This is a genomic window from Serratia sp. CY56464 (assembly GCF_052168435.1).
In the GTDB taxonomy this organism is placed as follows: Bacteria; Pseudomonadota; Gammaproteobacteria; order Enterobacterales; family Enterobacteriaceae; genus Serratia; species Serratia marcescens.
In genome coordinates this window covers 49,621-72,592 of record NZ_JBJNMV010000002.1, presented here as the reverse complement: position 1 = coordinate 72,592, position 22,972 = coordinate 49,621, and the positions used below count along the sequence as shown (strand labels likewise).

At 60.4% G+C, this 22,972-nt stretch carries 23 protein-coding genes; 14 read left to right on the top strand and 9 right to left on the bottom strand.

The genetic code is table 11. The features are described 5' to 3' along the window. Nucleotides 1-178: 178 nt before the first annotated feature. From rsgA to mscM, 3 genes are all read left to right on the top strand, one after another. Nucleotides 179-1,228, top strand: coding sequence for a small ribosomal subunit biogenesis GTPase RsgA (gene rsgA / locus ACJ8KE_RS13940; RefSeq protein ID WP_033638924.1), 1,050 nt, complete (start codon nt 179-181; stop codon nt 1,226-1,228). A gap of 77 nt (nt 1,229-1,305) precedes the next feature. Next, on the top strand, nt 1,306-2,199 hold the full coding sequence (asd, locus tag ACJ8KE_RS13935) for an archaetidylserine decarboxylase (RefSeq protein ID WP_110146626.1): 894 nt from the start codon (nt 1,306-1,308) through the stop codon (nt 2,197-2,199). A gap of 13 nt (nt 2,200-2,212) precedes the next feature. Continuing rightward, nucleotides 2,213-5,560 carry a miniconductance mechanosensitive channel MscM gene (gene mscM / locus ACJ8KE_RS13930; RefSeq protein ID WP_442517288.1) on the top strand — a complete coding sequence of 1,116 codons (3,348 nt, stop codon included), beginning with the start codon at nt 2,213-2,215 and terminating at the stop codon, nt 5,558-5,560. 68 nt (nt 5,561-5,628) lie between these two features. Here the strand turns inward: mscM and epmA are convergent, their stop codons facing one another. Further along, nucleotides 5,629-6,606, bottom strand: a complete 978-nt coding sequence (gene epmA, locus ACJ8KE_RS13925) for an elongation factor P--(R)-beta-lysine ligase (protein ID WP_028127564.1) — start codon at nt 6,604-6,606, stop codon at nt 5,629-5,631. Nucleotides 6,607-6,991: 385 nt separating this feature from the next. On the opposite strand from epmA, the gene frdA reads away from it, so the two are divergent. The 5 genes from frdA (at nt 6,992) to blc (ending at nt 10,912) form a co-directional block, all read left to right on the top strand. Beyond that, a complete protein-coding gene (frdA, locus tag ACJ8KE_RS13920) occupies nt 6,992-8,788 on the top strand; it encodes a fumarate reductase (quinol) flavoprotein subunit (RefSeq protein ID WP_028127563.1) in 1,797 nt (598 codons plus the stop codon). Then, nucleotides 8,781-9,515, top strand: coding sequence for a succinate dehydrogenase/fumarate reductase iron-sulfur subunit (locus ACJ8KE_RS13915; RefSeq protein ID WP_004929676.1), 735 nt, complete (start codon nt 8,781-8,783; stop codon nt 9,513-9,515). The genes frdA and ACJ8KE_RS13915 overlap by 8 nt, the downstream gene beginning before the upstream one ends. 14 nt (nt 9,516-9,529) lie before the next feature. Further along, nucleotides 9,530-9,922 (top strand): fumarate reductase subunit FrdC, encoded by a 393-nt coding sequence (frdC, locus tag ACJ8KE_RS13910; RefSeq protein ID WP_025305010.1) that lies wholly within the window; start codon nt 9,530-9,532, stop codon nt 9,920-9,922. A 12-nt stretch (nt 9,923-9,934) separates the two neighbouring features. Beyond that, complete coding sequence (gene frdD, locus ACJ8KE_RS13905) at nt 9,935-10,294, top strand: fumarate reductase subunit FrdD (RefSeq protein ID WP_016929374.1); 360 nt, start codon at nt 9,935-9,937, stop codon at nt 10,292-10,294. Nucleotides 10,295-10,378: 84 nt separating this feature from the next. After that, on the top strand, nt 10,379-10,912 hold the full coding sequence (blc, locus tag ACJ8KE_RS13900; protein ID WP_028127562.1) for an outer membrane lipoprotein Blc: 534 nt from the start codon (nt 10,379-10,381) through the stop codon (nt 10,910-10,912). On the opposite strand, the gene sugE is transcribed toward blc, so the two are convergent. From sugE to efp, 4 genes are all read right to left on the bottom strand, one after another. Then, nucleotides 10,906-11,223: a quaternary ammonium compound efflux SMR transporter SugE gene (gene sugE, locus ACJ8KE_RS13895; protein ID WP_004929669.1), complete on the bottom strand. Its 318-nt coding sequence runs from the start codon at nt 11,221-11,223 to the stop codon at nt 10,906-10,908. The genes blc and sugE overlap by 7 nt on opposite strands. Nucleotides 11,224-11,415: 192 nt before the next feature. After that, nucleotides 11,416-11,547 (bottom strand): entericidin A/B family lipoprotein, encoded by a 132-nt coding sequence (locus tag ACJ8KE_RS13890; RefSeq protein WP_004929668.1) that lies wholly within the window; start codon nt 11,545-11,547, stop codon nt 11,416-11,418. Between the two features lie 120 nt (nt 11,548-11,667). After that, entirely contained in the window at nt 11,668-11,799 is a 132-nt protein-coding gene (locus ACJ8KE_RS13885) for an entericidin A/B family lipoprotein (protein WP_004929667.1), read from the bottom strand. 70 nt (nt 11,800-11,869) lie between these two features. Continuing rightward, a complete protein-coding gene (efp, locus tag ACJ8KE_RS13880; protein WP_004929666.1) occupies nt 11,870-12,436 on the bottom strand; it encodes an elongation factor P in 567 nt (188 codons plus the stop codon). Nucleotides 12,437-12,478: 42 nt separating this feature from the next. On the opposite strand from efp, the gene epmB reads away from it, so the two are divergent. Further along, entirely contained in the window at nt 12,479-13,507 is a 1,029-nt protein-coding gene (epmB, locus tag ACJ8KE_RS13875; RefSeq protein ID WP_028127561.1) for an EF-P beta-lysylation protein EpmB, read from the top strand. Between the two features lie 88 nt (nt 13,508-13,595). Here the strand turns inward: epmB and ACJ8KE_RS13870 are convergent, their stop codons facing one another. The 4 genes from ACJ8KE_RS13870 to ACJ8KE_RS13855 form a co-directional block, all read right to left on the bottom strand. After that, nucleotides 13,596-13,940, bottom strand: a complete 345-nt coding sequence (locus ACJ8KE_RS13870; protein WP_025305007.1) for a DUF4156 domain-containing protein — start codon at nt 13,938-13,940, stop codon at nt 13,596-13,598. A 244-nt stretch (nt 13,941-14,184) separates the two neighbouring features. Then, complete coding sequence (gene groL, locus ACJ8KE_RS13865; protein WP_004929662.1) at nt 14,185-15,831, bottom strand: chaperonin GroEL; 1,647 nt, start codon at nt 15,829-15,831, stop codon at nt 14,185-14,187. Between the two features lie 44 nt (nt 15,832-15,875). After that, nucleotides 15,876-16,169: a co-chaperone GroES gene (locus tag ACJ8KE_RS13860; RefSeq protein ID WP_004929661.1), complete on the bottom strand. Its 294-nt coding sequence runs from the start codon at nt 16,167-16,169 to the stop codon at nt 15,876-15,878. A 189-nt stretch (nt 16,170-16,358) separates the two neighbouring features. Further along, nucleotides 16,359-16,847, bottom strand: coding sequence for an FxsA family protein (locus tag ACJ8KE_RS13855; RefSeq protein ID WP_004929660.1), 489 nt, complete (start codon nt 16,845-16,847; stop codon nt 16,359-16,361). A gap of 368 nt (nt 16,848-17,215) precedes the next feature. Here ACJ8KE_RS13855 and aspA point away from each other — a divergent pair, with 368 nt between their 5' ends. The 5 genes from aspA to dicD all read left to right on the top strand — a co-directional run bounded on the left by aspA (nt 17,216) and on the right by dicD (nt 22,945). Next, nucleotides 17,216-18,652 carry an aspartate ammonia-lyase gene (gene aspA, locus ACJ8KE_RS13850; RefSeq protein WP_004929659.1) on the top strand — a complete coding sequence of 479 codons (1,437 nt, stop codon included), beginning with the start codon at nt 17,216-17,218 and terminating at the stop codon, nt 18,650-18,652. Between the two features lie 249 nt (nt 18,653-18,901). Then, complete coding sequence (locus tag ACJ8KE_RS13845) at nt 18,902-20,203, top strand: anaerobic C4-dicarboxylate transporter (protein WP_016929379.1); 1,302 nt, start codon at nt 18,902-18,904, stop codon at nt 20,201-20,203. A 109-nt stretch (nt 20,204-20,312) separates the two neighbouring features. Further along, complete coding sequence (gene cutA, locus ACJ8KE_RS13840; protein WP_015376376.1) at nt 20,313-20,636, top strand: divalent cation tolerance protein CutA; 324 nt, start codon at nt 20,313-20,315, stop codon at nt 20,634-20,636. Then, entirely contained in the window at nt 20,612-22,330 is a 1,719-nt protein-coding gene (locus tag ACJ8KE_RS13835) for a protein-disulfide reductase DsbD (protein ID WP_442517287.1), read from the top strand. Before cutA ends, ACJ8KE_RS13835 begins: the two co-directional genes overlap by 25 nt. Nucleotides 22,331-22,369: 39 nt before the next feature. Then, a complete protein-coding gene (gene dicD / locus ACJ8KE_RS13830; protein ID WP_016929381.1) occupies nt 22,370-22,945 on the top strand; it encodes a division control transcriptional repressor DicD in 576 nt (191 codons plus the stop codon). The last annotated feature ends 27 nt before the right edge of the window (nt 22,946-22,972 follow it).

Below are 22,972 nucleotides of genomic sequence, written 5' to 3'. Positions count from 1 at the left end.
AACGCGCCGCAGCCGGCGGCTAACAACGGTTATTTAATATAAAATAGCGTGTATCATAGTCTTTTTGGTCGCCTTGGGCGACATATACCCTGACGGGTTCAAGGCTGCGCCCGGGGCTAGTCCCTCGCCGCAGCTGTGCGTATACGTAAAGGTATAAAACCGATTCAAGTGAGGCGCAGTGAGTAAGAACAAACTGTCCAAAGGTCAGCAACGCCGCGTGCAGGCGAACCATCAGCGCCGTCTGAAGCGCGCCGATAACAAACCGGAACCGGATGATTCCCAGCTGGGCGAGCCGCAGGAAGGCGTCGTCATCAGCCGTTTCGGCATGCACGCCGACGTTGAGGCGCCGGATGGCACTCAGCACCGCTGCAACATCCGCCGCACGCTGCGTTCGCTGGTCACCGGCGATCGCGTGGTGTGGCGCCCCGGCCTGGGCGCCCATGAAGGGGTGAAGGGCATTGTGGAAGCGGTGCACGAGCGCACCTCGGTGCTGACGCGCCCGGACTTCTACGACGGCGTGAAGCCGATCGCCGCCAATATCAATCAGATCGTCATCGTGTCGGCGATCCTGCCCGAGCTGTCGCTGAACATCATCGACCGCTATCTGGTGGCCTGCGAAACGCTCGAAGTCGAGCCGCTGATCGTGCTCAACAAAATTGACCTGCTGGACGCCGAAGCGCGCAAGCTGGTCGACGGCATGATGGATATCTATCGCAAGATTGGCTACCGGGTGCTGGAAGTCTCCAGCCAGACGCGGGAAGGCATGGCGGAATTCGAACAGGCGCTGGCCGGGCGCATCAGCATCTTCGCCGGCCAGTCGGGGGTAGGCAAATCCAGCCTGCTGAACGCGCTGTTGCCGCCGTCTGAAGAGCAAATTCTGGTAAATCAGGTTTCCGACGTATCGGGCCTCGGGCAACATACCACCACCGCCGCGCGGCTGTACCACTTCCAGCATGGCGGCGACGTGATCGACTCCCCCGGAGTGCGCGAGTTTGGCCTGTGGCACCTGGAGCCGGAACAAATTACCCGCGGCTTTGTCGAATTCCGTGATTATTTAGGCGGTTGCAAATTCCGCGACTGCCGCCACGATACCGATCCCGGCTGCGCCATCCGCGCGGCGATGGAAAAAGGCGACATCGCGGAAGAGCGTTTCGACAATTACCACCGCATTCTGGAAAGCATGGCGCAGGTGAAGGTTCGCAAGAACTTCACGGACGCCGCAGACTGACACTGACGGGCGGGCATTGACGACGGCGGCGCCCTCGTTACAATGCGCGCCCTTTACCCTGATTCACGAGGTTCAACGTGCTGGATAGCATCAAGATTAAACTGCAATATTGGCTGCCGAAGCTGGCGCTGACCCGCCTGGCGGGCTGGGGCGCCGACAAACGGGCCGGCTGGCTGACCCAACTGGTGGTCAAAACCTTCGCCCGCTACTACCGCGTGGACATGCAGGAAGCGCAAAACCCGGACCTGGCGTCTTACGCCACCTTCAACGATTTCTTCGTGCGCCCGCTGCGCGATGGCGCGCGCCCGATCATCGCCGACGCCAACTGGCTGGCGCTGCCCGCCGATGGTGCCATCAGCCAGCTCGGCCCGATCCGCGAGGACCAAATCTTCCAGGCCAAAGGCCACCACTACAGCCTGGAAGCGCTGCTGGCCGGCAACTACCTGTTGGCCGAGCAGTTCCGCAACGGCCTGTTCGCCACCACCTACCTGGCGCCGCGCGACTATCACCGCGTACACATGCCGTGCGCCGGCGTACTGCGCGAAATGATCTATGTGCCGGGCGATCTGTTCTCGGTCAACCCGCTCACCGCCGCCAACGTGCCTAACCTGTTCGCACGCAACGAGCGCGTGATCTGCGTCTTCGACACAGACATCGGGCCGATGGTGCAAATCCTGGTCGGCGCCACCATCGTCGGCAGTATCGAAACCGTCTGGGCCGGCACCGTCACGCCGCCGCGCGAAGGCATCATCAAACGCTGGACCTACCCGGCCGCCGGCGAAGAAGGCGCCATCGCGCTGGAAAAAGGCGCCGAGATGGGCCGTTTCAAACTCGGCTCCACGGTGATCAACCTGTTTACCGCAGGCAGCGTGCAGTTCGCGCCGCAGCTGCATAACGGCACCGTCACCCGCATGGGTGAAGCCTTCGCCGAAATCCCGGCCGCCGCTGAAACACCACAGACCCCGATCTAAAGGAATCGACGCCGTGCGCCTGATCATCACGCTTTTGCTCGGTTGCCTGCTGTGGCAACCGGCGCTGGCCGCCCCCGTGCCGACCGAGACCCAGCTCAAACAGGAGCTGAAGCAGGCGGAAAGCAGCAAAAACGCGCCGAATCAGGCGGAAACCACCGAGGCGCTGCAAAGCGCCCTCAACTGGCTGACGGAGCGCAAAGAGTCGCAGACTCGCTCCGAGCAGTATCAGAGAGTGATCGACGATTTCCCGAAGATGACGCAGGAACTGCGCCGTCAGTTGGTGCTGGAAAGCAACAAGATCCTGCCGAACGGCGACGATCTGCCGGCCGCCGAGCTGGAACAGCAGATCCTGCAAACCAGCAGCCTGCTGCTGGAACAGGCGCGCCTGCTGCAGCAAGAACAGGATCGCACGCGGGAAATCAGCGATTCGCTCGGCCAGTTGCCGCAGCAGCAGACCGACGCCCGCCGTGCGCTGACGGAAGTGCAGCGCCGCCTGCAGGCGCAGCCCGCCAACCCGACCACGCCGTACGCGCAGGCCGCCCTGGCCCTGCAGCAGACCGAAGCTGCGGCGCGCAAAGCCAAAGTGGACGAGCTGGAGCTGGCGCAGCTGTCGGCCAACAACCGGCAGGAGCTGGCGCGCATGCGCGCCGAGGTCTATAAAAAGCGCCACGAGAAAATAGACGTTCAGCTGCAGGCGCTGCGCAACAACCTCAACGCCCAGCGCCAACGCGAAGCGGAACTGGCGCTGGAAAAAACCGAGCAGTTGGCCGAGCAGAACGGCGATTTGCCAAGAAGCATCAGCCAACAGCTGCAGATCAACCGCGAACTGTCCGCCGCGCTGAACAGCCAGGCGCAGCGCATGGATCTGATTTCGTCGCAGCAGCGGCAGGCGGCGGCGCAGACGCTGCAGGTGCGCCAGGCGCTGAGCACCATCATCGAACAGGCCCAATGGCTCGGCTCGTCGTCGGCGCTGGGGGAAACCCTGCGCGCCCAGGTGGCGACGCTGCCGGAAATGCCCAAGCCGCAACAGCTGGACGGCGACATGGCCCAGCTGCGCGTGCAGCGCCTGCAGTTTGAAAACCAGCTGGAAAAACTGTCGCAGCGCGAATTCAAGCGCGACGACGGCAGCGCGCTGACCAACCAGGAGCAGCGCATCGTCGATGCTCAGCTGCGCACCCAGCGCGAGCTGCTCAACTCGTTGTTGTCCGGTTGCGACACCCAAATCCTTGAGCTGACCAAGCTGAAGGTGGCCAACACCCAGTTGATCGAAGCGTTGAACGAGATCCGCGACGCCACCCACCGCTATCTGTTCTGGGTGCCGGACGTCAATCCGATCAACTTCTCTTATCCGCTCAACGTGGCGCACGATCTGACCCGCGTCCTGTCGCTGGACACGCTGTCGCAGCTCGGCGGCGCCTTCATGATGATGGTGACCAGCCGCGAAACGCTGATCCCGATCTTCGGCGCCCTGCTGCTGGTGATTTTCAGCATCAGTTCGCGCAAGCACTATCACGCCTTCCTCGAGCGCGCCAGCAGCCGCGTCGGCAAGGTGACGCAGGACGAATTCTTCCTGACGGTGCGCACCGTGTTCTGGTCGATTCTGGTGGCAATGCCGCTGCCGGTGCTGTGGGCCGCGCTCGGTTACGGCCTGCAGAGCGCCTGGAACTACCCGGTGGCGGAAGCGATCGGCAAAGGGGTGACCGCCACGCTGCCGATCCTGTGGATCTGCATGATCTGCGCCGCCTTCGCCCACCCGCAGGGGCTGTTCATCGTGCACTTCCGCTGGCCGGCGAAGCAGGTTTCGCGCGCCATGCGCTACTACAAGATGTCGATCTGGCTGATCGTGCCGCTGATCATGGCACTGATCACCTTCGATAGCCTGAAAGAACGCGAGTTCGCCAACACCCTGGGGCGGCTGTGCTTTATCCTGCTGTGTCTGGCGCTGGCGCTGGTCACCCACAGCCTGAAACGCGCCGGCATTCCGCTGTATCTGGATAAAAACGGCTCCGGCGACAACATGCTCAACAGCGCCTTCTGGGGGCTGCTGCTGTCGGCGCCGCTGCTGGCGGCGCTGGCGTCGACCGTCGGTTACCTCACCACCGCGCAGGCGCTGTTGGCGCGCCTGGAAACCTCGGTGGCGATCTGGTTCCTGCTGCTGGTCATCTACCACATCATCCGCCGCTGGATGCTGATCCAACGGCGGCGCATCGCTTTCGATCGCGCCAAACAGCGCCGCGCCGACATCCTGGCCCAACGCGCCCGCGGCGAAGACGAAACCTCGCACACCCCGAACAGCACCGAAGGCGCCATCGATCCGGACGATTCGGACTTCGATCTGGACACCATCAGCGCCCAGTCGCTGCGGCTGGTGCGATCGATCCTGACGCTGATCGCGCTGGTGTCGGTGATCGTGCTGTGGTCCGAGATCCACTCCGCGTTCGCCTTCCTGGAAAACATTTCGCTGTGGGACGTGACTTCGACGGTCAACGGCGTGGAGACCGCCCATCCGATCACCCTCGGCGCGGTGCTGATCGCCATTCTGGTGCTGATCATCACCATGCAGCTGGTGCGCAACCTGCCGGCGCTGCTGGAGCTGGCGGTGCTGCAGCACCTGGATCTGTCGCCGGGCACCGGCTACGCCATCACCACCATCACCAAGTACTTGCTGCTGCTGTTCGGCGCGGTGCTCAGCTTCGCCTGGATCGGCATCGAATGGTCAAAACTGCAGTGGGTGGTTACCGCGCTCAGTCTGGGGTTGGGCTTCGGCATGCAGGAGATCTTCTCCAACTTCATCTCCGGCCTGATCATCCTGTTCGAGAAACCGATCCGCATCGGCGACACCGTGACGATCCGCAACCTGACCGGCACCGTCACCAAGATCAACACCCGCGCCACCACCATTTCGGACTGGGATCGCAAAGAGATCATCGTGCCGAACAAAGCGTTCATCACCGAACAGTTCGTCAACTGGTCGCTGTCGGACACCCTGACCCGCGTGGTGCTGACCGTACCGGCGCCGGGCGAAGCCAACAGCGAAGAAGTGACCAAGATCCTGATGAACGCCGCCGAGCGCTGCTCGCTGGTGTTGGATAACCCGGCGCCGGAGGTTTACCTGGTCGATCTGCAGCAGGGCATCCAGATCTTCGAGATGCGTATTTACGCCGCCGAGATGGGCCACCGCATGCCGCTGCGCCATGAGATCCACCAGCTGATCCTGGCGGGTTATCGCGAGCACGGCATCACGCTGCCGTACCCGCCGTTCCAGGTGCGCACCGAGACGCTGTCGCGGTTGACCAACAACGGCCGCACGCCGCCGTCTACGCCGGCACCGAACACCAAGCGCGACGCCGGGGGGCTGTAAGCGTTTCTCGCAATAAAAAAAGGGCCGGCAAATGCCGACCCTTTTTGCTTTTCTCTCCGCCTGAAACGTCAGGCGATCCCGACCGGGAAGGCTAAGACTTCGCTCAGGCTCTCGGCGCCCAACGCCAGCATCACCAGACGATCCACGCCCAGCGCCACGCCGGAACATTCCGGCATGCCGTGCTGCAAAGCCGCCAACAGGCGGTAGTCGATCGGCTGCTGCGGCAGGCCGCGCTCCGCGCGTTTGCGGTTGTCCTGCTCGAAGCGCTGCTGTTGTTCACGGCCGTCGGTCAGCTCGCGGAAACCGTTCGCCAGCTCAATGCCCTTGAAATACACCTCGAAGCGCTCCGCCACGCGGTGGTCTTCGGTGCTGATCTCCGCCAACGCCGCCTGGCTGGCCGGGAAGTGGTAAACGAACGCCGGCTTTTCACGGCCGATATGCGGTTCCACGCCCACGGTGAACAGCAGCTGCAGCAGCGTATCGCGATCTTCTTCGGTATCGGCGATGTTGCTCAGATCGAGTTTGGCCGCCGCTTCACGCAGTTGCGCCTTCTCCGCCGACAGCGGATCGATGTCCAGATGGCGCAGGAACGCCTGCTGATAGGACAGGGTCTCCGCACTCTCGCAGTCCAGCACCTGTTGCAGCAGATCGTCCACCTCATTCATCAGGCGGTACATGTCGTAGTGCGGACGGTACCACTCCAGCATGGTGAATTCCGGGTTGTGATGCCGCCCGGCTTCTTCATTGCGGAAGCTGCGCCCCATTTGGTAGATCGGGCCGCTGCCCGCCGCCAGCAGGCGCTTCATGTGATATTCCGGGCTGGTCATCATGTATAGCGTCAGGCCCTCTGCCGCCCCCGGCCCGACGAAACGCGTCTCGAACGGGAACAGGTGAACGTCGGTGACCGTCGCCTGGCTCATGGTGGGCGTCTCAACTTCCAGCACGCCACGATCGGCGAAGAAACGCCGGATCTCAGCCAGAATCGCTGCGCGTTTCAACAAATTGGCGATGGGTGCACTAGGCTGCCAGCTTGCCGTTTCGCTCATGGTAATTAACTCCGAAATCAAACAGGGGATGCAGTCTACTCGCATCCTTGCAGCCAAACAAATTCTTCACGATGCGCAACCGGCCAGAACGCCAATTTCCGACAAATGGGCGGCAAAAGTGCGTTAAAAAGGGTAAAGCACGCCGAACACGCGAAAAGGCAGGCAAGCCTGTTGGGCAAGCGTTAATCGACAAAACAATCGATCACATCAAATTTCGACTACTTAACTTTAGGTATAGTTAATTCCCCATTATTGGTGGGAGATATCTATCCTTAACCTTTAAGCAACATTAATCGGTTCAATTAGTTAGCACCCGAAGAGTTCGCTAAATTTTAAGCATAGATATTTAACTTGCCGTTCTTAACAAGAACATTGGAGGAATGCAGTGCAAACCTTTAACGCCGATCTTGCCATTATTGGGGCCGGGGGCGCTGGTTTACGTGCAGCAATAGCCGCAGCGGAAGCCAATCCCCAACTGAAAATCGCGCTGATCTCTAAGGTCTACCCGATGCGCAGCCACACGGTCGCCGCCGAGGGAGGCTCCGCCGCCGTCACTCAGGATCACGATACCTTCGACTACCACTTCCACGACACCGTCGCCGGCGGCGACTGGCTGTGCGAGCAGGATGTGGTCGATCACTTCGTGCATCAGTGCCCGCGCGAGATGACCCAGCTCGAGCAGTGGGGCTGCCCGTGGAGCCGCAAACCGGACGGCTCAGTCAACGTGCGGCGCTTCGGCGGCATGAAGATCGAACGCACCTGGTTCGCCGCCGACAAGACCGGCTTCCACATGCTGCACACCCTGTTCCAGACCTCGCTGAAATACCCGCAAATTCAACGCTTCGACGAGCACTTCGTGCTGGATATCCTGGTGGATGACGGCCAGGCGCGCGGCCTGGTGGCGCTCAACATGATGGAAGGCACCCGCGTGCAGATCCGCGCCAACGCGGTAGTGATGGCCACCGGCGGCGCCGGGCGCGTTTACCGCTACAATACCAACGGCGGCATTGTGACCGGGGATGGCATGGGCATGGCGTTCCACCACGGCGTACCGCTGCGCGACATGGAGTTCGTGCAGTATCACCCGACCGGCCTGCCCGGTTCCGGCATCCTGATGACCGAGGGCTGCCGCGGCGAAGGCGGCATCCTGGTGAACAAGGATGGCTACCGCTACCTGCAAGACTACGGCATGGGCCCGGAAACCCCGCTGGGCGAACCGAAGAACAAATACATGGAGCTGGGCCCGCGCGACAAGGTGTCGCAGGCTTTCTGGCACGAATGGCGCGCCGGCCGCACCATCGCCACCCCGCGCGGCGACGTGGTCTACCTCGATCTGCGCCACCTGGGCGAGAAAAAGCTTCTGGAGCGGCTGCCGTTCATCTGCGAACTGGCCAAGGCCTACGTCGGCGTCGATCCGGTGAAAGATCCGATCCCGGTGCGCCCTACCGCGCACTACACCATGGGCGGCATTGAAACCGACCAGAACTGTGAAACCCGCATCAAGGGGCTGTTCGCGGTCGGCGAGTGCTCCTCCGTCGGCCTGCACGGCGCCAATCGCCTCGGCTCCAACTCGCTGGCGGAACTGGTGGTGTTCGGCCGCGTCGCCGGTGAGCATGCGGCGCGCCGCGCGCTGGAAACCGCGCCGGCCAACGGCAGCGCGCTGGATGCGCAAACCCGCGACGTCGAAACCCGCCTGAGCAACCTGATGAAGCAGGAAGGCAACGAAAACTGGGCGAAGATCCGCGACGAAATGGGGCTGTCGATGGAAGAAGGCTGCGGCATCTACCGCACGCCGGAGCTGATGCAAAAAACCATCGATAAGCTGGCCGAGCTGAAAGAGCGCTTCAAACGCGTCAAAATCACCGACAACTCCAGCGTGTTCAATACCGATCTGCTGTACACCATCGAGCTGGGCTACGGCCTGGACGTCGCCGAATGTATGGCGCACTCCGCGTTTAACCGCAAAGAGTCGCGCGGCGCCCATCAGCGCCTGGACGAAGGCTGCACCGAGCGTGACGACGTCAACTTCCTCAAGCATACGCTGGCGTTCCATAACCCGCAGGGCGCGCCGCGTCTCGAATACAGCGACGTGAAAATCACCAAGCTGCCGCCGGCCAAACGCGTCTACGGCGCAGAAGCCGAAGCGCAGGAGAAAAAGAATAAGGAGCAGGCAAATGGCTGAGATGCAAACCCTGAAGATCGACGTCATGCGCTATAACCCGGAAAGCGACGCCGAACCGCATTTCGTCACTTACGCCGTGCCTTACGACGAACAGACCTCGCTGCTCGATGCGCTGGGCTATATCAAGGATAACCTGGCGCCGGATCTCTCCTACCGCTGGTCTTGCCGCATGGCGATCTGCGGCTCCTGCGGCATGATGGTCAACCGCGTGCCGAAGCTGGCGTGCAAAACCTTCCTGCGCGACTACGTCGGCGGCATGAAGGTCGAAGCGCTGGGCAACTTCCCGATCGAGCGCGATCTGGTGGTCGACATGACCCACTTCATCGAAAGCCTGGAGGCAATCAAACCGTACATCATCGGCAACGATCGCAAACCAGAGGATGGCCCGAACGTGCAGACCCCGGCGCAGATGGCCAAGTACCACCAGTTCTCCGGCTGCATCAACTGTGGCCTGTGCTACGCGGCGTGCCCGCAGTTTGGCCTCAACCCCGAGTTTATCGGCCCGGCGGCGATCACGCTGGCGCACCGCTATAACCTGGACAACCGCGACCACGGCAAGAAACAGCGCATGCCGCAGCTCAACGGCCAAAACGGCGTCTGGAGCTGCACCTTCGTCGGCTATTGCTCCGAAGTCTGTCCGAAACACGTCGATCCCGCCGCCGCCATCCAGCAGGGCAAGGTGGAGAGCGCCAAAGACTTCATGATCGCCATGTTGAAGCCGCAATAAGGGAGAAAATTGCCATGACAACTCAACGTAAGCCCTATGTGCGCACCATGACGCCCACCTGGTGGCAAAAGCTCGGCTTCTACCGTTTCTACATGCTGCGTGAAGGCACCTCGGTGCTGGCGGTCTGGTTCAGCATCGTGCTGCTCTACGGCGTGTTCGCGCTGAAGGGCGGCGCCGAGAGCTGGGCCGGCTTCGTCGGCTTCTTGCAGAACCCGCTGGTGCTGTTAATCAACGTCGTCGCCCTGCTGGCGGCGGCGCTGCACACCAAAACCTGGTTCGATCTGGCGCCGAAGGCCGCCAATATCGTGGTCAACAGCGAGAAAATGGGACCGGGCCCCATCGTGAAAGGGCTATGGGCCGTCACGATCGTCGTCAGCGTGGTCATCCTGGCCGTGGCCCTGTTCTAATCCGGAGGAATCATGATAAATCAAGCACCTAAACGCTCCGACGAGCCGGTTTTCTGGGGATTGTTCGGCGCCGGCGGCATGTGGGGCGCGATTGTCGCGCCGGCCATCGTGCTGCTGGTCGGCATTCTGCTGCCGCTGGGGCTGTTCCCCGGTGAAGCGCTGGGTTACGAGCGCGTGCTGGCGTTCTGCCAGAGCCTGATCGGCCGCCTGTTCCTGCTGCTGATGATCATTCTGCCGCTGTGGTGCGGCCTGCACCGCATCCACCATGCGATGCACGATCTGAAGATCCACGTGCCGGCAGGCAAATGGGTGTTCTACGGTCTGGCGGCGATACTCAGCGTCGTCACCGTCATCGGCGTCATCACGCTGTAAACCGCTCGGGTGGCCAACGCCCGTTGGCCGCCCTTTTCTCATCGGCTACACTGTCTACTCGCCCCCGGTAAACAGGAGTCACCGATGCGTTTATGGTCAAAGCTTAGCGTCATGCTTTCCGCCCTGCTCTCCGTGGCCTGCAGCGTCTCCCCGCCTAAAGACATCAGGGTCGTGACCCCTTTCGACAGCCAGCGCTATCTCGGCACCTGGTATGAGATCGCTCGTCTGGATCATCGTTTTGAACGCGGTTTGCAGCAGGTGACCGCCCATTACGGCCCGCGCGCCGACGGCGGACTGAAAGTCATCAATCGCGGCTTCAATGCGCAAAAACAGCAATGGCAAGAAAGCGAAGGCAAAGCCTACTTTATCGGTTCACCGCAGGTCGCGGCGCTGAAAGTGTCGTTCTTCGGCCCCTTCTATGGCGGCTACAACGTGATAGCCCTGGATCCGGAATATCGCTACGCGCTGGTTTGCGGCCCTAACCGCGACTATCTGTGGATCCTGTCGCGCACGCCGACGCTTGACGCCAGCGTACGCGACCGTTTATTGCAGATAGCCAAGGGCTACGGTTTCGCCACCGATGCGCTGATCTGGGTGCAGCAGTCCGCCGATCAGTGACTGCTGAACTTCAGCCCGAGGATGCCGACCACGATCAGGCACAGGCTGATGATGCGCGCAATATTGGTCGATTCCCCCAACAGCACCATGCCCATGATGGCCGCGCCCACCGCGCCGATGCCGGTCCACACCGCGTAGGCGGTGCCGGCGGGCAGCGTTTTCATGGCGTTGGCCAACAGCAACATGCTGACCACCATTGCGGCGATGGTGATGATGCTCGGCGTCAGCCGGGTAAAACCGTGGGTGTATTTCAGACCGATAGCCCAAACCACTTCGAGCAAACCGGCGATAAGCAAAATAATCCAGGCCATGAGACGGCCTCCCTACCACTGGGGTCGTCCCCGATAAAATGACGCGTAAACGGGTCGTCCCGTTCAGCTGAGTGATGAATGGCGGGCAACCTCACCCGCACTGCGGCAGGATAGCAGCAGCGTTAACGCGCAAGCAAGAGGTGGAAATGCGGCGGCTCTCCGCAGCCGGAACGCCGCCGGGTGGAATGCGGATTATTCCGCGCTGCGCTGAATAGCCTTGCCGCCGGCCTGAATGTCTTCACCCACGCCGCGGGTGGTGTTGCAGGCGGTCAGCGAGCTCAAAATCATCAAAGAGAAGATCGCGATAATACTTTTCTTCAGCATAAGAAAGTCCTTATTTGTCGTTGATGAAAAAGTACGGCTTTCTAAGCGTAGTCAAAATTGGCGCAGAGAGTGGAATCGCCACCGGCTTTGTGGCGCGAATACATCGGGTTAAGGGCCGGGTCAGCTGGCCGTGCGCGAAATGGCGCCGCCGAGATGCTGAACGTCTTCGCCGAAACCGCGAAACGTATTGCAACTGCTGAGGGAGAAAAGGAACAACAGGGAGAGCACGGCCAACAACGTTTTCTTGAACATGCGGATTTTCTGCCAACGAACGGGGATGGGGTAAAACAGAGGAACCGCCAGGGTTCCTCTGTTTTGAAACTTATTTAACGCGAGAGACGTATTCGCCAGAGCGAGTGTCAACCTTGATCACTTCGCCGATCTGGACGAACAACGGCACTTTCACCACGGCGCCGGTGCTCAGGGTCGCCGGCTTGCCGCCAGTCCCTGCGGTATCGCCTTTCAGGCCAGGATCGGTATCGGTGATTTCCGCTTCGATGAAGTTCGGCGGCTGAACGGCGATTGGACGGCCATCCCACAGGGTGATGATGCACTCTGCGTTATCCTGCAGCCATTTGGCCGCGTCACCGACGGTTTTGCCGTCAACCTGATGCTGTTCGAAAGACTCAGGGTGCATGAAGTGGTAGAACTCACCGTCGCTGTACAGGTAGTTCATGTTGGTGTCCATCACGTCTGCGCCTTCGCAAGAATCGGTAGACTTGAAGGTTTTTTCCACGCGGGTGCCGGTCAGCAGACGACGCATTTTCACGCGTGCAAACGCCTGGCCTTTGCCCGGCTTAACGAACTCACTGGCTTCGACGGCGTAAGGTTCGCCCTCGAACATGATTTTAAGACCCGGACGGAAATCGTTGCTAGAATAAGTCGCCATGATGGCCCTCTGAATATTTGAACTGGTAGCTTAGCCAAAAAAATGGCACACATTATAACCCAAAGTACGGCACATAGAGAAGATTGGTTGCATCAACTCGCCGATGTTATTACCGATCCCGATGAATTACTGCAGCTTTTGTCACTGAATACGCACCCGGAACTACCGCAGGGGCGAGATGCCCGCCGGCTGTTTGCCCTGCGCGTGCCGCGCGCCTTCGCTGCGCGCATGCGCCCCGGCGATGCCAACGACCCGCTGCTGCGCCAGGTGCTGACCGCCAGAGAAGAGTTCATCAACGCCCCAGGGTTCACCACCGATCCGCTCGATGAGCAGCGCAGCGTGGTGCCGGGCCTGCTGCACAAATACCGCAATCGCGCGCTGCTGCTGGTCAAAGGCGGCTGTGCGGTCAACTGCCGTTACTGCTTCCGCCGCCACTTCCCCTATCAGGATAATCAGGGCAACAAGAACAACTGGCGGCAGGCGCTGGATTATATCCGCCAACACCCGGAACTCGACGAGATCATTTTTTCCGGCGGCGACCCGCTGATGGCCAAAGACAGCGAGTTGGAGTGGCTGGTCGGCGAACTGGAGGCCATCCCGCACCTGAAACGCCTGCGCATTCACACCCGTCTGCCGGTGGTGATCCCGGCGCGCATTACGCCGGCGCTGTGCCGCCTGCTGTCAGCCTCGCGCCTGCAGGTGCTGATGGTCACGCACATCAACCACGCCAACGAAATCGACCGCGAGCTGCGGAGCGCCATGGCCCAGCTGCGCCTCGCCGGCGTCACGCTGCTCAACCAGAGCGTGTTGCTGCGCGACGTCAACGACGATGCCGACACGCTGGCGGCGCTCAGCAACGCGCTGTTCGACGCCGGCATCCTGCCCTACTATATCCACGTGCTGGACAAGGTGCAGGGCGCGGCGCACTTCATGGTCAGCGACGATGAAGCGCGCGTCATCATGCAGGCGCTGCTGAGCAAGGTGTCCGGTTATCTGGTGCCGCGCCTGACGCGTGAAGTGGGCGGCGAACCGAGCAAAACGCCGATCGACCTGCGCCTGATGCAGGAATGACGCGCGCCACATGGCCCGATGGAACGAAAAGAGGAATGCCGTGGCATTCCTCTTTTTTTATCTCTGTGCGGCGTTTGGCCTCAGCGCCTTACGGGCACTTGTAAACCTGGCCGACCATTTTGCTGTCCAGCGGCGCGAAGCTGGAGAGCAGGTTCTGGCTTGGGCTGTTGGCGCCGTAAATGACGTTGCCGCCCATCGCCGCCGCCTTGTTGCGCAGATCGTTGGCCGCACCGCGCATGGAGCTGCCCTCACCGCCGTTGCCGGACAGCCAGTTGCTCTGGGTGCCGGTCACTTCCCCCAGCAGCTGGCATTCCGCCGCCGGCTTGCTGTCGGTGAACTTGATCTGCTGACCCGCAGCGGTCAGTTCATGAGTGGTGCTGCAACCCGCCAGCAGCATCGCTGCCGAAAGACCCAGTAAGGCTTTAATCCGCATCTTGTTCCCCATTCGATGTTGAGAATTACGCAAAAGCTTATCAGAAAGCGATGCCATCTCTTAAGCATCCGTTGCCACGGCTAGCGGGCCAACGTCTTGAGCGACAGCTGATGACTTACCAGTTTACCAGTTAAATCGCCTCCGGCGGCAAAAATATCATCAAATACAGTGCGGCGGCGCTCAGGCATAAAAAAACCCCGGTCACTTGACCGGGGTTCTCAGCACACAAGCGTGTGGGGGATGATTACATCATGCCGCCCATACCGCCCATGCCACCCATGCCGCCTGCTGCGCCCAGATCCGGTGCGTCAGCCTTCGGCAGGTCGGTGACCATGCATTCGGTGGTGATCATCAGGCCAGCCACGGAAGCCGCGTACTGCAGAGCAGAACGGGTCACTTTGGTTGGATCCAGGATACCCATCGCGATCATGTCGCCGTATTCTTCAGAGTAAGCGTTGTAGCCGTAGCTGCCTTCGCCCGCTTTCACCTGGTTGGCGATAACGGAAGCTTCTTCACCGGCGTTGACCACGATCTGACGCAGAGGGGCTTCCATTGCGCGCAGCGCAACTTTGATACCCACGTTCTGGTCTTCGTTGTCGCCTTTCAGCGCGGCGATTTTGCCTGCAACGCGGATCAGCGCGACGCCACCGCCGGCAACCACGCCTTCTTCCACTGCAGCGCGGGTCGCGTGCAGGGCGTCTTCAACGCGTGCTTTCTTCTCTTTCATTTCAACTTCAGTCGCTGCGCCAACCTTGATAACGGCAACGCCGCCGGCCAGTTTCGCTACGCGCTCCTGCAGTTTTTCACGATCGTAGTCAGAGGTCGCTTCTTCGATCTGCTGACGGATCTGAGCAACGCGGCCCTGGATGGTCGCTTCGTCGCCCACGCCATCGATGATGATGGTGGTGTCTTTGTTGATGACAACGCGTTTCGCCTGACCCAGGTCTTCCAGGGTGGCTTTTTCCAGCTCCAGACCGATCTCTTCAGAGATAACGGTACCGGCAGTCAGAGTAGCGATGTCCTGCAGCATGGCTTTACGACGGTCGCCGAAGCCAGGCGCCTTAACGGCAGCCACTTTCACGATGCCGCGCATGGTGTTGACCACCAGGGTCGCCAGCGCTTCACCTTCAACGTCTTCAGCGATGATCAGCAACGGTTTGCCTGCTTTGGCAACGGCTTCCAGCACCGGCAGCATTTCGCGGATGTTGGAGATCTTCTTGTCAGCCAGCAGGATGAACGGGCTTTCCAGCTCAACAGAACCGGTTTCCGGCTTGTTGATGAAGTATGGGGACAGGTAACCGCGATCGAACTGCATACCTTCAACCACGTCCAGCTCGTCTTGCAGGCCGGTGCCTTCTTCAACGGTGATAACGCCTTCTTTGCCCACTTTCTCCATCGCTTCCGCGATCAGTTTACCCACGGTTTCGTCGGAGTTGGCGGAGATGGTGCCGACCTGAGCGATAGCTTTGGAGTCGGAGCAAGGCACGGACAGTTTTTTCAGTTCTTCAACCGCAGCGACAACCGCTTTGTCGATGCCGCGCTTCAGATCCATCGGGTTCATGCCTGCAGCAACCGCTTTCAGGCCTTCGGTGATGATGGATTGAGCCAGTACGGTTGCAGTGGTGGTGCCGTCGCCCGCCGCGTCGTTCGCTTTGGAGGCCACTTCTTTCACCATCTGTGCGCCCATGTTCTCGAACTTGTCTTCCAGTTCGATTTCACGCGCAACGGAAACGCCGTCTTTGGTGATGGTCGGTGCGCCGAAAGATTTATCCAGCACTACGTTGCGGCCTTTCGGGCCCAGGGTCACTTTTACTGCATCAGCGAGAACATTCACGCCGCGGAGCATTTTCACGCGAGCGTCATTGCCGAATTTTACGTCTTTAGCTGCCATTGGTATTTCCCTTCAACTCGTTCAGTTCAGAAGATAAAGCGCAATTACGCTTCAACAATTGCCAGAATGTCGCTTTCGGACATGATCAACACTTCTTCATTGTCGATCTTCTCTGCTTTCACGCCGTAGCCGTCGTTGAAAATCACGATATCGCCAACTTTCACATCCAGCGGTTGGATGTTGCCGTTTTCCAGCACACGCCCTTTACCCACTGCAACCACTTCACCGCGAGTGGATTTACCCGCAGCAGAGCCAGTCAGGACGATGCCGCCAGCAGATTTTGATTCAACTTCTTTGCGCTTGACGATAACGCGGTCATGCAATGGACGAATACTCATTGAACGCTCTCCTGTAAGAAGGTCTCTATCAGATTTAGGGTTGTACACCGGGTGGTTGTTATTACCGGCCTCGTGGCATTTGAGATGGGGGCGTTCCAGCCCCCTTCAAGGGGGCTAGCGAAAAAAATTTCGCATTTTTGGTTCGGCGAGTGCCGCAGAGATGAAAAACGCGGCCTGGGCCGCGTTTGCTTAACGATCGTGAGGTTTGCGATCCTCGTCCGGGCGATGTTCCAGCACCGGGCGCTCGTCGTCCTTGCGCTGGAATTCGCCGTCAAAGGTGTTGCCGTTGGCGGCGTCGCCGCCCGTCCAACCGCCGGGGCGATACACCGACAGATGCGGCATCAGCTTCAGCGTCAGCGATTTTTGCACCGGCGGCAGCAGCAGCAGCAGGCCGAGGAAGTCGGTGAAGAAGCCCGGAATCAGCAGCAGGAAGCCCGCCAGCACCAGCGAAACGCTTTTCACCATTTCCGCCGCCGGGCTTTCGCCGGCCGCCAGTTTTTGCTGCATCTGGACGAAGGTTTTCATGCCCTGATTGCGCACCAGCGAAATGCCGACGCAGGAGCTGAACACCACCAGCAACAAGGTGACAGCCACGCCGAGCACGGCGGCGACTTTGATAAAGATGGATATTTCTATGTAAGCCAGCAGAAATATCAGCAGTAGCGGTAACCAGCGCACCTGGTTCTCCTATCGGTAGGTAAAGCGCGGCCGCCACGGGGGCGACGGCGCGAAAAAAGAGGCCGTAAACGGCCGACACCATTACAATGAGGGCATCCCCCCACCATTTCAACCGAGAGCCGGTTTTTATTGCTAAAGTTCACAAACGTGAAAGAAGTCACAGAACCGGAAAAGGGCATATCCTTAAACGCCATAAGGTGATCTGGATTCAGTCATTTCTTATCAACCAGCATATGATCTGGGCAGCAACGGGCGATTTGGTTAATCGTTTCACGCCCCAAGCCTTCGGCAATATTAATTTAGGCTGTGCCCTTTAGCCTTGACCTGACAAATTATTAATTCGGCAGCAACACATAGAGAAGGTTCTCATGTCAAACAACATTCGTATCGAAGAAGACCTGTTAGGAACACGTGAAGTCCCCGCAGACGCTTACTACGGAGTTCACACTCTGCGTGCGATTGAAAACTTCTACATCAGCAACAGCAAAATCAGCGATGTCCCCGAGTTCGTTCGCGGCATGGTGATGGTGAAAAAGGCCGCGGCGATGGCCAACAAAGAACTCAAAACCATCCCGCGCAAAATCGCCGACGTGATCATCCAGGCCTGCGACGAGGTGCTGGATAAAGGCAAGTGCATGGATCAGTTCCCGGTGGACGTATTCCAGGGCGGCGCGGGCACCTCGCTGAACATGAACACCAACGAAGTGCTGGCGAACATCGGCCTGGAGCTGATGGGCCATCAAAAAGGCGAATACCAGTACCTGAATCCGAACGATCACCTCAATAAATGCCAGTCCACCAACGACGCCTACCCGACCGGATTCCGCATCGCGGTGTACGCCTCCAACCAGAAACTGATCGACGCCATCAACCAGCTGCGCGAAGGCTTCGATCGCAAGGCGAAAGAGTTCGAAACCATTCTGAAAATGGGCCGCACCCAGCTGCAGGACGCGGTGCCGATGACCCTCGGCCAGGAATTCCACGCCTTCAGCGTGCTGCTGAACGAAGAGACCCGCAACCTGCACCGCACCGCGGAGCTGCTGCTGGAAGTGAACCTGGGCGCCACCGCCATCGGCACCGCGCTCAACACCCCGGAAGGCTATCAGCCGCTGGCGGTGCAAAAACTGGCGGAAGTCAGCGGCCTGCCGGTGGTGCCGGCGGAAGACCTGATCGAGGCCACCTCCGACTGCGGCGCCTACGTGATGGTGCACAGCGCGCTCAAACGCCTGGCGGTGAAACTGTCCAAAATCTGCAACGACCTGCGCCTGCTCTCCTCCGGCCCGCGCGCCGGCCTGAACGAAATCAACCTGCCGGAGCTGCAGGCGGGATCGTCCATCATGCCGGCCAAAGTGAACCCGGTGGTGCCGGAAGTGGTCAATCAGGTGTGTTTCAAGGTGATTGGCAACGACACTTGCGTTACCATGGCGGCCGAAGCGGGCCAGCTGCAGTTGAACGTGATGGAGCCGGTGATCGGCCAGGCGATGTTCGAGTCGATCCACATCCTGACCAACGCCTGTTACAACCTGCTGGAAAAATGCATTAACGGCATCACCGCGAATAAAGAAGTCTGCGAACACTACGTCTTCAACTCGATCGGTATCGTCACCTATCTGAACCCGTTCATCGGCCACCACAACGGTGACATCGTCGGGAAGATCTGCGCCGAAACCGGCAAGAGCGTGCGCGAAGTGGTGCTGGAACGCGGCCTGCTGACCGAAGCCGAGCTGGATGACATCTTCTCCGTGGAGAACCTGATGCACCCGGCCTATAAAGCCAAACGCTATACGGATGAAAATGAACAATAACAGACCTACCCGGTAGCCCTGAAAGGCACGCTAAATCCTCTGGATAGCGTGCCTTTTTACTTTTAGGCGCCCACAAAATTTTAACGTTTTATTTTCAATTTACACCCTAAATCATTGGGACTGCATCAAGGCGGCAAGAGCGCAAGTCCCCAGGAGCTTACTCAAGTAAGTGACTGGGGTGAGCGCTCGCAGCCAACACCGATGCAGTTTCAAGGATGACGGGAAATCTCATTTTAAGGAGTAAACACTATGCTAGCCGTAGAATTGGTTATCGTTCTGCTGGCCATCTTTTTAGGGGCCAGGTTGGGCGGTATCGGTATCGGGTTCGCGGGGGGATTGGGCGTTCTGGTCCTGGCGCTGATCGGCGTCAAGCCGGGCAGCATTCCTTTCGACGTGATTTCCATCATCATGGCGGTGATCGCGGCGATCTCCGCCATGCAGGTCGCCGGGGGGATGGACTACCTGGTGCAGCAGACCGAAAAACTGCTGCGCAAGAACCCCAAGCACATCACCATTCTCGCCCCTATCGTCACCTACTTCCTGACCATCTTCGCCGGCACCGGCAACATCTCGCTCTCGGCGCTGCCGGTGATCGCCGAAGTGGCGAAAGAACAGGGCATTAAACCTTGCCGACCGCTGTCGACCGCCGTCGTCTCCGCCCAGATCGCCATCACCGCCTCGCCGATCTCCGCCGCGGTGGTGTACATGTCTTCGGTGATGGAAGGCCACGGCGTCAGCTACCTGCACCTGCTGATGGTGGTGATCCCGTCCACCTTCTGCGCGGTGCTGGTGATGTCGCTGCTGGTGACCTGGCTGTTCGACTCCAAACTGTCTAACGACCCGGTGTACCTGAAACGCCTGGAAGAGGGCCTGATCACCCTGCGCGGCAACAACGCGCTGGCGATCAAGCCGCGCGCCAAAACCTCGGTGCTGCTGTTCCTGCTGGGCGTGCTGTGCGTGGTCGCCTACGCCATCATCAACAGCCCGGGCCTGGGCCTGGTGGCCAAGCCGCTGATGAACACCACCAACGCCATCCTGATCATCATGCTGAGCGTCGCCACGCTGACCACCCTGCTGTGCCGCGTCGACACCGACATGGTGCTGAACTCCAGCACCTTCAAGGCCGGCATGAGCGCCTGTATCTGTATCCTCGGCGTCGCCTGGCTGGGCGACACCTTCGTACAGGCCAACATCGACTGGATCAAAGAGACGGCCGGCAGCGTCATTCAGGCGCACCCGTGGCTGCTGGCGGTGATCTTCTTCTTCTGCTCGGCGCTGCTGTACTCGCAGGCTGCCACCGCCAAGGCGCTGATGCCGATGGCGCTGGCGCTGAACGTGTCGCCGCTGACCGCCGTCGCCTCCTTCGCCGCCGTTTCCGGCCTGTTCATCCTGCCGACCTACCCGACGCTGGTCGCCGCGGTGCAGATGGACGATACCGGCACCACGCGCATCGGCCGCTTCGTGTTCAACCATCCGTTCTTCATTCCCGGCACCATGGGCGTGATCTTCGCGGTGGTATTCGGCTTCCTGCTCGGCAGCGTCATGCTGTAACGCTTCGACCGGGGCTGCGGCCCCGGTTTTCCTTTTGGCGATAAACTCGCCTTCTAGCCAATCCGCCTTCAGGGTATAGTGCCCATTCGAACCGATGAGAGGGCTGAAGATGTCTGATTGCGAAGCTGTCGTCATACTCTGTACCGCACCCGATGAAGCCAGCGCCCAGGAACTGGCGGCGCGGGTCCTGGGCGATAAGCTGGCGGCCTGCGCCACGCTGCTGCCCGGCGCCACCTCGCTGTATTACTGGGAAGGGAAACTGGAACAGGAATACGAGGTGCAGATGCTGTTCAAAAGCGATCGCCGCCGTCAGCAGGCCCTGCTCGACACCCTGAAACAACATCACCCCTACCAGACGCCCGAGCTGCTGGTCTTGCCGGTGATGGCCGGAGATAAAGACTACCTGTCATGGATCAACGCTTCATTAAACTGATTTTGCTGCTGTGCAGCCTGTGCTTCCTGCCGCAGGCGGCGCAGGCTTCGCTGTTCGCGCCGAAGGGCGGCAGCCAGTTCGTGCCCGTCGATCGGGCCTTCGCCTTCGATTTCAAACAGCAAGGCGGCCTGGTAACGCTGAACTGGCAGATCCGCCCCGGCTACTACCTGTATCGCCAGCAGATCAAACTGGTGCCGCAGCAGGCAACGCTCGGCGTCTTTACCCTGCCCGAAGGATTGAGCCACAAGGACGAGTTCTTCGGCGAAGTGGCGATTTTCAAACAGCAGTTGAATCTGCAGGTGCCGCTGCAACAGGCGGCGGCCAACGCCAGCCTCAGCGTCACCTATCAGGGCTGCGCCGAAGCCGGTTTTTGCTACCCGCCGGAAACCCGAACCATCCCGCTGGACGCGGTCAGCGCCACCGCAGCCGCGCCGCTCTCAGCCTCTGCACCGGCTGAAGCCCCCGCCGCACCGGCCAGCCTGCCGTTCTCGCCGCTGTGGGCATTGCTGATCGGCATCGGCATCGCCTTCACCCCGTGCGTGCTGCCGATGTACCCGCTGATCTCCGGCATCATCCTCGGCCGCGACCGGCCGCAAAGCAGCGGCCGCATTCTGGCGCTGGCGGTGGTTTACGTGCAGGGTATGGCGCTCACCTACACCCTGCTGGGCTTGGTGGTGGCCGCTGCCGGATTGCAGTTCCAGGCGGCGCTGCAGCATCCTTACGTCCTGATTGGCCTGTCGGTGCTGTTCATCGCGCTGGCGCTGTCGATGTTCGGCCTCTATTCCCTGCAGCTGCCCTCGGCGTTGCAAACCCGGCTGGCGAACTGGAGCAACACCCAGCGCGGCGGCTCGCTGACCGGCGTGTTCCTGATGGGCGCTCTGGCCGGATTGATTTGCTCGCCCTGCACCACCGCGCCGCTCAGCGCCATCCTGCTGTATATCGCCCAGAGCGGCAATCTGTGGGCCGGCGGCGGCACGCTGTACCTGTACGCGCTGGGGATGGGCATTCCGCTGGTGATCGTCACCCTGTTCGGCAACCGCCTGCTGCCGCGCAGCGGCCCGTGGATGCAGTACGTGAAAGAAGCCTTCGGCTTCGTCATTCTGGCGCTGCCGGTGTTCCTGCTGGAGCGGGTGATCGGCGATCTGTGGGGCATGCGCCTGTGGAGCCTGCTCGGCCTGGCGTTCTTCGGCTGGGCCTTCGCCCTGAGCCTGAGAAGCGCACGCGGCTGGGCGCGCGCCCTGCAACTGCTGTTGCTGGCGGCGGCGGTGATCGCCGCACGGCCGCTACAGGACTGGGCTTTCGGCGCCGACCAGGCGCAGCAGGCGACTCAGCCACACCTGGCCTTTACCCGCATCAACAACGTCGAACAGCTCGATCTCGCGCTGCAACAGGCGCGGGGCAGGCCGGTGATGCTGGATCTGTACGCCGACTGGTGCGTGGCCTGTAAAGAGTTCGAAAAATACACCTTCAGCGACGCCGCGGTGCAGGCAAGCCTGGCCAAGGCGGTGCTGCTGCAGGCGGATGTGACCGCCAACGGTGCGGAACAGGCGGCGCTGCTGAAGCACCTGCAGGTGCTGGGGCTGCCGACGATCCTGTTCTTCGATCCGGCAGGCCGCGAGCTGACGGCCGAGCGTGTCACCGGTTTTATGAAGGCGGAAGCCTTTAACGCGCATTTGCAGAAAGTGATGCGATAACTGACACTGAAGATCGGAAGCGAATGGGAGGAAGCACAAGTGCAACGTGAACACGTCCTTGATACCGCGCTGGGCCTGTTGGAACAACAGGGTCTGGCGACCGCCACATTAGAGATGCTGGCGGAAAAACTCGACGTTCAGCCCGGCGATCTCAAACGGTTCTGGCCGGATCGCGAAGCGCTGCTGTACGACTGCCTGCGCTACCACGGCCAGCAGATCGACACCTGGCGCCGCCAACTGCTGCTGGACGAAAATCTGAGCCCGCAGCAAAAGCTGCTGGCGCGCTATGACGTGCTGGCGGAATACGTGCAGCAAGACCGCTATCCCGGCTGCCTGTTTATCGCCGCCTGCAGCTTCTTCCCGGAAACGGACCACCCGATCCACCAGTTGGCGGAGCAGCAAAAGCTGACCTCGCTGGAGCTGACCCGCGAATTGCTGCGTGAAATGGACGCCGATGACGCCGACATGGTGGCGCAGCAAATGGAGCTGATTCAGGAAGGCTGCCTGAGCAAACTGCTGGTAAAACGCCAGCTCCAGGACGTATCGGTCGCCAAACGGCTGGCGGAAGACATCTTGCAGGTGGCGCAGTGCCGTCGCAACGGGGCGTTGAGCTGAATCGACAGGGTTGACGGCATAGACAAC